We start from the raw sequence: 8238 nt of genomic DNA, 5'->3' as shown, positions 1-8238 counted from the left end.
GCCCACCCGATGCCCTGGCAGGCGCTGCTGGGCGACCGGGGCCGGGTGATCGGCATGGAGACCTTCGGCGAGTCGGCCCCGGGGCCGGCGCTCTATGAGCACTTCGGCTTTACCGTCGAGGCCGTGCTGGAAGCCGCGCGCGCGGTCTAAGCGCGCGCGACCGGTCTGAGGAGACAAGGGCACCATGCCGATCAAGGTGGCGATCAACGGCTACGGCCGTATCGGGCGCAATATCCTGCGGGCACTGTACGAGTACGGCCGCAGCGACGAGATCCGTATCGTGGCGGTCAACGAGCTCTGCGACCTGCGGACGGCCGCTCACCTGACCCGTTACGACACCGCTCACGGCCGCTTCCCCGGCGACGTGCAGGCCGGTGACGGTGAACTGGAGGTCAACGGCGACCGTATCCGTTATTTCTCGGAGAGTGATCCGTCACGGCTGCCCTGGGATGAGCTGGGCGTCGACGTGGTGCTGGAATGCACCGGGGTGTTCGCGACCCGGGAGCAGGCAGCGCAACACCTGGCGGCCGGGGCGCGCAAGGTGCTGATCTCGGCGCCGGGCGGGCCGGACGTGGACGCCACCGTGGTCTACGGGGTGAACCACGACATCCTCCGGGCCGGGCATACCGTGGTCTCCAACGCCTCCTGCACCACCAACTGCCTGGCCCCCATCGTGCAGCCGCTGCACCGGGCCATCGGCATCGAGCAGGGGCTGCTCACCACCATCCACGCCTACACCAACGACCAGGTGCTCACCGACTCGCCCCACGCCGACCTGCGCCGGGCGCGCTCGGCCACCCTGAGCCAGGTGCCCACCAAGACCGGCGCAACCCGGGCCTTGGGGCTGGTTCTGCCGGAGATGGCCGGCCGCCTGGACGGTTACGCCATGCGCGTGCCGACGCTGAACGTCTCCATGGTGGATCTCACCTTCAACGCCGGGCGCGAGACCTCGGTGGAGGAGGTGCACCAGGTCGTCCGTGAGGCGGCGGACGGGCCCATGGGCGGGGTGCTGGCGGTGAACGACGAGCCGCTGGTCTCCATCGATTTCAACCACCACCCGGCCTCCGCGGTGTTCGATGCCACCCTGACCAAGGCGAAGGGGCGGCTGGTGAAGATCTGCGCCTGGTACGACAACGAGTGGGGCTTCGCCAACCGGATGCTGGACACGGCGGTCGCGATGATGCGGGCGCCGGACTAGGAGGACACCATGCGTATCGCCACCGTCGAGTACAACGGCAAGACCCTGCCCGTCCGCGTGGCGGATGACGGCACCACGGTGACCCCGCTGGCCGGGGTGGACAGCGTTCAGGCGCTGCTGGAAGGGGGCACCACGCCGCGGCCGGCGGAGACCCCGGCGATCCCCATTGAACAGGTCCGGCTGCTGGCGCCCATCCCGGTGCCGCGCCGGAACATCATGTGCCTGGGGCTCAACTACGCCGACCACGCCGAGGAGTCCATGGCCGCCAAGGGCCGGGACTGGAAGCTGCCCGAGGCGCCGGTGGTGTTCACCAAGGCCACCACCTCGGTGACCGGGCCGGGGGCCGCGGTGGTGGTGGACCCGAAGGTCACCGAGCAGCTGGACTGGGAGGTGGAGCTGGGGGTGGTGATCGGCCGTGGTGGCCGGCATATCCCTCAGGAACGGGCGCTGGAGCACGTCTTTGGCTACACGGTGGTCAACGACCTGTCCGCCCGCGACCTGCAGTTCCGCCACAAGCAGTTCTTCCTGGGCAAGTCCATGGACGGCAGCTGCCCCATGGGCCCGTGGATTACCACCGCCGACGCGGTGCCCGACCCGCAGGCGCTGCGCCTCACCTGCCGGGTCAACGGCGAGCTGAAACAGGATGGCCACACCGGTCAGATGGTCTTCTCCATCGCCGAGACCATCGCGACCCTCTCGCGGGTGATGACCCTGCAGCCGGGGGACGTGATCGCCACCGGTACCCCGGCGGGCGTCGGGTTCGCCCGCAAGCCGCCGGAATACCTGTGGCCGGGAGACGTGGTGGAGTGCGAGATCGAGGGGCTCGGCACACTGAGAAACCCCATGGTCGGGCCCACGCAATGAGGGGCACGAGCGCGGCGGTCCAGCCCGGCGCGCTCAGCCGGAGCGCCAGAGCTGTACCCCCAGGTAGATGCCGAAACCGGTGAACAGCAGCCCGGCCGGTATGCCGTAGACGATTCCGGCGTTGGGGTCAGCCCATGCGCTGTAAAGAAGGCCCAGGCCGAACAGGGTGATCAGCCCGGGCAGCAGGATGGCGAATGCCTTCTGTCCCACGGCACCTCCTCTATATGATATCGGGTCTCAGCCCAGCAGCCGGCGCTGGGCCTCGCGGTACTTGTCGGCGGTCCGCTGCAGGATCTCCTCCGGCAGGCGCGGCCCGGGCGGCGTCTTATCCCAGTCCAGCGTCTCCAGGTAATCGCGCACGAACTGCTTGTCGAAGCTCGGCGGCGAGGTGCCGGGGCGGTACTGGTCCGCCGGCCAGAAGCGCGAGGAGTCGGGGGTCAGCGCCTCGTCGATCAGCAGCAGCTCGCCGTCGGCATCCACCCCGAACTCGAATTTGGTGTCGGCGATGATGATGCCGCGCTCGCGCGCATAGTCCGCCGCCTCGCTGTAGAGCTGCAGGGTCACCTCGCGGATGCGCTCGGCCAGGGGCTCGCCGATAGCCTTCACCACCGCGTCAAAGCTCACGTTCTCGTCGTGGTCGCCCACCGCCGCCTTGGTGGAGGGGGTGAAGATGGGCTCGGGCAGCTGCTCCGCCTGGCGCAGACCCGGGGGCAGAGGGATGCCGCAGATCTGGCCGGTGGCCTGGTAGTCCTTCCAGCCGGAGCCGATGATGTAACCGCGGGCGATGGCCTCCACCGGCAGCGGCTTGACCCGCTTGACCACCACCGCGCGCCCGGCCACCCGCGCCTGCTCCGCCGGGTCGGGGATCACGTCCTCGGGGCGGTCGTCCAGCAGGTGGTTGGCGATGATGTGGCGGGTGTGTCCGAACCAGAAGCTGGAGACCGCCGTCAGCACCCCGCCCTTGCCCGGGATCGGATCCGGCAGGATGACGTCGAACGCGGACAGGCGGTCGGTGGTGACGATGAGCATGCGCTGATCGTCCACCGCGTAGATGTCCCGCACCTTGCCGCGGTGCAGGCACTCCAGCGACTTCAGGTCGGCCTGGTAGAGGGCCTGGGGTGTGTCGGCCATGTGGGCTGGCTCCCGGGTTTTTTGGGTTTGCCCGGATGGTACAACAGAAGGGGGAGCTTGTGCCGGCCCGGGGTGTCAGTCCGCCCGCTTGATCGCCTGAAAGGCCTCCAGCGCCTGCTCGCGGCCCAGCTTCAGGTCGATCAGCGGCCGTGGGTAGTCCTGTCCCAGGGTAAGTCCGGCGTCGCGCAGCACTGCGGCGGGCGCCTCCCAGGGGGCGTGGATGTACTTGTCTGGCAGCTCGGCCAGTGCCGGCAGCCAGCGGCGCACGTAGCCGCCCTGCGGGTCGAAGCGCTCGCCCTGACGGACCGGGTTGAAAACGCGGAAGTAGGGCGCGGCGTCGGCGCCGCAGCCGGCCACCCACTGCCAGCCCATGGCGTTGCTGGCCGCGTCCCAGTCCACCAGGGTGTCGCGGAACCAGCGCTCACCCGCCTGCCAGGGCAGGCGCAGGTGCTTGACCAGGAAGGAGCCAGTGACCATCCGCACCCGGTTGTGCATCCAGCCGGTCCGCCAAAGCTCCCGCATGCCGGCGTCCACCAGCGGGATGCCCGTGCGGCCGGCCTGCCAGGCATTCAGCCACTCATCACCGGGGTCCTCGCGCCAGGGAAAGTCGGCGAAGCGCGGGTCCACCGGTTGATCGGCCAGGTCGGGGTGGTGCCAGAGCAGGTGGTGGGCGAACTCCCGCCAGCCCACCTCGGAGAGAAAGGTCTCGCTGGCCTGCTCCGGCGCCCCGTCCTCACGGGCGGCCACCACCTGCCACCAGATCTGGCGAGGCGACAGCTCGCCGAAATGCAGCGCGGGGGAGAGGCGCGAGGTGCCCGGCTCGGCGGGCAGGTCGCGGGCCTGGTGGTAACGGGGCAGAGCCTCTGCGGTGAAGGCCTCCAGTCGCCGCAGGGCCGCCGCCTCGCCGGGCGTCCAGGTGGCCCGCAGCCCGTCGTCCCAGGGGATGCGGGGGAGCAGTTCCAGGGCCTCCAGCGAAAGACGCTCCGCCTCCGGTGCGGGCCGGTCCCCCAAGTCGGGGGCCGGCAGCGGCGTCTCGGGCGGAGGGGCCCGCCGGCAGGTCCGCCAGAACGGGGTAAAGGCCTTGTAGGGCTGGCCGGACTGGTTGCGGATGGTCCAGGGCTCGTGCAGCAGGGCGGCCTGGAAGCTCTGGCAGTCGAGGCCCTCTTCGCGCAATGCCTGCTTGACGCGCCGGTCGCGGGCCACGGCGTCCGGCTCGTACAGCCGGTTCCAGTGAACGGCCTCGGCACCGCAGGCCCGGGCCAGGTCGCGCAGGGCATCCAGCGCCGGCCCGCGGCGCAGGACCAGCGGTATGCCGGCGTCGGCCAGGGCGGATTCCAGAGCCGCCAAGCTGTGGTGGAGGTACCAGTCACTGGCCGCCCCGGGGCGGTACTGGGGGGTCTCCTCCGGGGCGTGGATGTAGACCGCCACCACCGGGCCGCCCCGCCGGGCGGCGTGGTACAGGGCGGGGTTGTCCGCCAGGCGCAGGTCGCGGCGTAGCCAGACTAGGGTGGTGGGCATGGCTCAGCCGGCGGTGTTGATCAGGGCGCGATCCAGCGCCTGCAGCGCCCGACCGATCTCCAGCGGCAAGGCCTGGACCGGCGGCGCCGCCGCCCGCTCCGCGCCCGGGCCGGAGAGGAAGAGCTGGTGCTCGGGGTCGGCGGGCAGGCGCTGCAGCACGGCCTTGAGGCTCCCCTGATCGGCCCGGCTGTCACCGAACAGGACCGTACCCACCAGGTCATCCCGGCGCCCGTGCCGGGTCACAACCTCCAGCGGCAGGGGGCGACCGGTGTAGATCACCCGATAGCCGTGCTCGACCGCGCACAGGGCAAAGACCAGGGTGGGGATCTCGCAGATCTCGCCGGGCAGGCAGGCGATCAGTAGCCGGGGGCCGCGGGCGCGGGCGTACTGGTGGTGAAAGCGGGCGCCCAGGCGGTGGCGCAGGTAGCTTTCCAGGAAATGGGCCTGCAGTTGCACCTCGCCGCCTGTGGCCGCGGCGTTCCGGTAGTCCTCCAGCAGGGGCAGGATCAACTCCTGCCCCACCAGTTCCACCGGGTAGAGGGAAAGTGCCTCGTTGTAGGCCTGGTCCATGGTGAGCGGGTCCAGCGCCGCCAGGGCCTTTTCCATGCGCTCGCGGTAGTGGCCCCAGGGGCTGTCCCCGGGGGGCGCTGTGGTCTCGCCAGGGGAGGTCAGGCCGGCTTCCCGGTCCAGCACCTCGCGGGTGCGGCTGATGGGGATGCCCTGCTCAAGCAACTCCAGGATGTGCTTGATTCGCTCGATGTCCGCGTCGGTGTAGAGCCGGTGCCCCTTGGGGGTGCGCTGCGGCCGCAGCAGCCCGTAGCGCCGCTCCCAGGCGCGCAGGGTCACCGGGTTGACGCCGGTCAGGGCGGTGGCGGTGCGAATAGGGTAAAGGCCGTCTACCGTCAGCATGATTGATCGGGGGTCGGTTGTTTTGGGTGCGTGTCCGCGCGCAGGGTCAGGCGCTGCAGATCGATATGGCCGGACCGGAAGCCCGCTTCACAGTACGCCAGGTAATAATGCCACATGCGGCGGAAGGGGGTGTCGAAGCCCAGCCGGGTCAGCGCCGGTTCGGCGGCCTGGAAGCGCTCGTTCCAGTCCGCGAGCGTGCGCGCGTAATGGAGTCCGCTGCTGTGACACTGGCCCAGGTGCAGGCCGACGCGCCGGGCGTGCTGCTGCAGATGGGTGGGCGTGGGCAGCATTCCGCCGGGGAAGATGTAGCGCTGGATGAAGTCCGGGTGGGCGCGGTAGCTCTCGAAGGCATCCTCGCGGATGGTGATGATCTGGGCCACGGCCCGCCCGCCGGGCCGCAGGCAGTGCTGTACCGTTTCGAACCAGGTGCGCCAGTGGGCCTCGCCCACCGCCTCGAACATCTCGATGGATACCACGTGGTCGAAACGCTCACGCAGCTCCCGGTAGTCCTGCAGCCGCAGTTCCACCCGGTCGCTGAGCCCGGCCTGCTGGATGCGCTGGCGGGCCCAGGCCAGCTGGCTTGGCGACAGGGTGATGCCGGTGACCCGCAGGCCGGCCCGGGCCGCGGCCTCGGCGAAACCGCCCCAGCCGCAGCCGATCTCCAGCACGTGCTCGCCGGGACGAGCATCCAGCTGCTCGAGAATGGCGCGGTACTTGGCATCCTGCGCCTGCTCCAGGTTCATCGCCGGGTCGCTGTACCAGGCCCCCGAGTAGGTCATGCCCGGATCGAGCCAGAGCCGGTAGAAGGCGTTGCCCAGGTCGTAGTGCGCCATGATGTTACGGCGCGCACCGCGGCGGCTGTTGTGACGCGAGCGGTGGAAGAGCCATAGCGCCAGGCGGGTGAACACCCCGCCGCGTAGCCGGTAGTCGTAGGCGCTATGGTTGAGGTTGAGCAACTCCAGCAATCGGGCGGTCTTTGGGCTGTCCCAGTCGCCGGCCATGTAGCTCTCCGCCAGGCCCACGTCGCCGCGCTGGAGCAGCCGGCGGATGAGGCCGAGCGGCCGGTGGAGTACCCAGGTGGCCTCTGGGCCCGGCTCGGGGGCGGTGACGGTGACCGACTCGCCGCCGGGCAGTCGCAGGTGCAGCGTGCCCACGGCGAGCCGGCGCAGCCACCGACCCATGGGGCGCACGCTGCCGGGCAACGGGGCACTGAGGCGGGCGGTGCGTTCCAGGCTAGTCATGGCGCGTCTCCCCTGCCGGGGCTGGTGTAAAGTCGGGTTGCGGTGCCGGGACGGGCGCCGAAGCCGGCGCGGCCTGGCGCGCCGGCTCCCAGGGCGCGGGCACGCCCAGGCCCCGGGCCACCTGCAGGGCGGACTGCAGCCCGTCCTCGTGGAAGCCGTAGCCGAAGTAGCTGCCGCAGAACCAGGTTCGCTCCCGCCCCTGCAGGCTGGGCAGCAGGGCCTGGGCGCCGCGCGTGCCCTGGTCAAAGACCGGGTGGGTGTAGTACATGCGCCGCAACACGCGTTCCTCCCGGGCCGGCACGATGGGGTTCAGGGTGACGAACAGGTCGCGCGTGGTGGACAGGCGCTGCAGGCGGTTCATCCAGTAACTGACCGAGACCGGGCGCTGTTGGTTCTCGCCCTGGCGGGACAGGTGGTTCCAGCTGGCCCAGATGGCACGGCGACGGGGCATCAGTGCCGGGTCGGTGTGCAGAATGGCCTCGTTGGTCTGGTAGCGGAAGCGGCCGAGCAGGTCTGCCTCCCCGTCGGTGGGGCGATCCAGCATGGCCAGGGTTTCATCCGCGTGGCCGGCCAGGACCACCTGGTCGAAGCGCCCGAGTAACCCCTGGTCGCCGTACAGCGTGACGCCCTCGTGGTCACGGTGGACGCGCCGGACCGGGGTGTCGGTATGGCTGGCCTCCAAGGCCGGCAGCATCCGCTGGACGTACTCGCGGCCGCCGCCGGTGACGGTGCGCCACTGCGGGCGGTTGGACAGCCGAATCAGCCCGTGCTGGTCGAAGAACCTCAGGAACCGCTCCAGCGGGAAGTCGCGCAGGCTGGCCTGGGAGCAGGACCAGATGGCCGCGGCCATGGGCAGCAGGTAGTGGTCGACAAAGCCCCGGCCCATGCGCCGTTGCTGCAGGTAGTCGCCCAGGGTAAGGGTGTCGGGGATGCCCTGGCGCAGGTAGCGCCGGGCGTGGGCATTGAAGCGCACGATATCGGCGACCATTCGCAGGAACCGCGGACTGACCAGGTTACGGCGTTGGGCGAACAGGGTGCCGACGCTGTCCCCGGCCCACTCCACGTCCTCGTCCACTACCGACACGGCGAAGGACATATCGCTTTCCTGGGTGGGGACGTCCAGGTGGCGGAAGAGCGCGGTAAGGGCCGGGTAGTTGGGCTCGTTGTAGACGATGAAGCCGGTGTCCACGGGGGTAGAGCCCTCGGGTAGCATGGCCTCGACGGTGTGGGTGTGCCCGCCCACGTAGCTGTTCCGCTCGAACAGCGTGACCCGGTAGCGGCGGCTGAGCAGCCAGGCGGCCCCCAGCCCGGAAATGCCGCCACCGACCACGGCGATATGCCCCTCTGCCATGCGTCCGACCTCCGGATGGCGAAAAT

9 protein-coding genes are annotated in these 8238 nt (G+C 70.3%); 3 read left to right on the top strand and 6 right to left on the bottom strand.

The annotated features are described in order from the left end of the window. Nucleotides 1-9 precede the first annotated feature (9 nt). The 3 genes from DFR31_RS14135 to DFR31_RS13635 are packed head-to-tail and all read left to right on the top strand — an operon-like array spanning nt 10 to nt 2062. Nucleotides 10-150, top strand: coding sequence for a transketolase-like TK C-terminal-containing protein (locus DFR31_RS14135; RefSeq protein WP_425452579.1), 141 nt, complete (start codon nt 10-12; stop codon nt 148-150). Nucleotides 151-184: 34 nt separating this feature from the next. After that, the gene (gap, locus tag DFR31_RS13640; RefSeq protein WP_121443245.1) at nt 185-1198 is read left to right on the top strand and encodes a type I glyceraldehyde-3-phosphate dehydrogenase; all 1014 of its coding nucleotides are present in this window, start codon (nt 185-187) and stop codon (nt 1196-1198) included. 9 nt (nt 1199-1207) lie between these two features. Then, nucleotides 1208-2062, top strand: a complete 855-nt coding sequence (locus DFR31_RS13635; protein ID WP_121443244.1) for a fumarylacetoacetate hydrolase family protein — start codon at nt 1208-1210, stop codon at nt 2060-2062. A 33-nt stretch (nt 2063-2095) separates the two neighbouring features. Here DFR31_RS13635 and DFR31_RS13900 read toward each other — a convergent pair whose 3' ends face one another. The 6 genes from DFR31_RS13900 to DFR31_RS13610 form a co-directional block, all read right to left on the bottom strand. Beyond that, nucleotides 2096-2272 (bottom strand): hypothetical protein, encoded by a 177-nt coding sequence (locus DFR31_RS13900; protein WP_170153701.1) that lies wholly within the window; start codon nt 2270-2272, stop codon nt 2096-2098. 27 nt (nt 2273-2299) lie between these two features. After that, a complete protein-coding gene (locus tag DFR31_RS13630; protein WP_121443243.1) occupies nt 2300-3193 on the bottom strand; it encodes a phosphoribosylaminoimidazolesuccinocarboxamide synthase in 894 nt (297 codons plus the stop codon). A 75-nt stretch (nt 3194-3268) separates the two neighbouring features. After that, nucleotides 3269-4711, bottom strand: coding sequence for a cryptochrome/photolyase family protein (locus tag DFR31_RS13625; RefSeq protein WP_121443242.1), 1443 nt, complete (start codon nt 4709-4711; stop codon nt 3269-3271). Between the two features lie 3 nt (nt 4712-4714). Further along, nucleotides 4715-5620 carry a MerR family transcriptional regulator gene (locus DFR31_RS13620; RefSeq protein ID WP_121443241.1) on the bottom strand — a complete coding sequence of 302 codons (906 nt, stop codon included), beginning with the start codon at nt 5618-5620 and terminating at the stop codon, nt 4715-4717. Further along, nucleotides 5614-6861 (bottom strand): SAM-dependent methyltransferase, encoded by a 1248-nt coding sequence (locus DFR31_RS13615; RefSeq protein ID WP_121443240.1) that lies wholly within the window; start codon nt 6859-6861, stop codon nt 5614-5616. The genes DFR31_RS13620 and DFR31_RS13615 overlap by 7 nt, the downstream gene beginning before the upstream one ends. Continuing rightward, a complete protein-coding gene (locus DFR31_RS13610; protein ID WP_121443239.1) occupies nt 6854-8212 on the bottom strand; it encodes an NAD(P)/FAD-dependent oxidoreductase in 1359 nt (452 codons plus the stop codon). The genes DFR31_RS13615 and DFR31_RS13610 overlap by 8 nt, the downstream gene beginning before the upstream one ends. Between the last annotated feature and the right edge of the window lie 26 nt (nt 8213-8238).

The sequence above is a fragment of the Alkalispirillum mobile genome (assembly GCF_003664325.1).
Classification (GTDB): Bacteria; Pseudomonadota; Gammaproteobacteria; order Nitrococcales; family Halorhodospiraceae; genus Alkalilimnicola; species Alkalilimnicola mobilis.
The sequence above is the reverse complement of the archived record's forward strand: the minus strand, read 5'-3'. Positions and strand labels throughout refer to the sequence as shown.

Bases quoted from the DNA above. Each gene is read 5' to 3' on its own strand.
- DFR31_RS14135 (WP_425452579.1), top strand. From the start codon at position 10: ATGCCCTGGCAGGCGCTGCTGGGCGACCGGGGCCGGGTGATCGGCATG.
- gap (WP_121443245.1), top strand. From the start codon at position 185: ATGCCGATCAAGGTGGCGATCAACGGCTACGGCCGTATCGGGCGCAAT.
- DFR31_RS13635 (WP_121443244.1), top strand. From the start codon at position 1,208: ATGCGTATCGCCACCGTCGAGTACAACGGCAAGACCCTGCCCGTCCGC.
- DFR31_RS13630 (WP_121443243.1), bottom strand. From the start codon at position 3,193: ATGGCCGACACACCCCAGGCCCTCTACCAGGCCGACCTGAAGTCGCTG.
- DFR31_RS13625 (WP_121443242.1), bottom strand. From the start codon at position 4,711: ATGCCCACCACCCTAGTCTGGCTACGCCGCGACCTGCGCCTGGCGGAC.
- DFR31_RS13620 (WP_121443241.1), bottom strand. From the start codon at position 5,620: ATGCTGACGGTAGACGGCCTTTACCCTATTCGCACCGCCACCGCCCTG.
- DFR31_RS13615 (WP_121443240.1), bottom strand. From the start codon at position 6,861: ATGACTAGCCTGGAACGCACCGCCCGCCTCAGTGCCCCGTTGCCCGGC.
- DFR31_RS13610 (WP_121443239.1), bottom strand. From the start codon at position 8,212: ATGGCAGAGGGGCATATCGCCGTGGTCGGTGGCGGCATTTCCGGGCTG.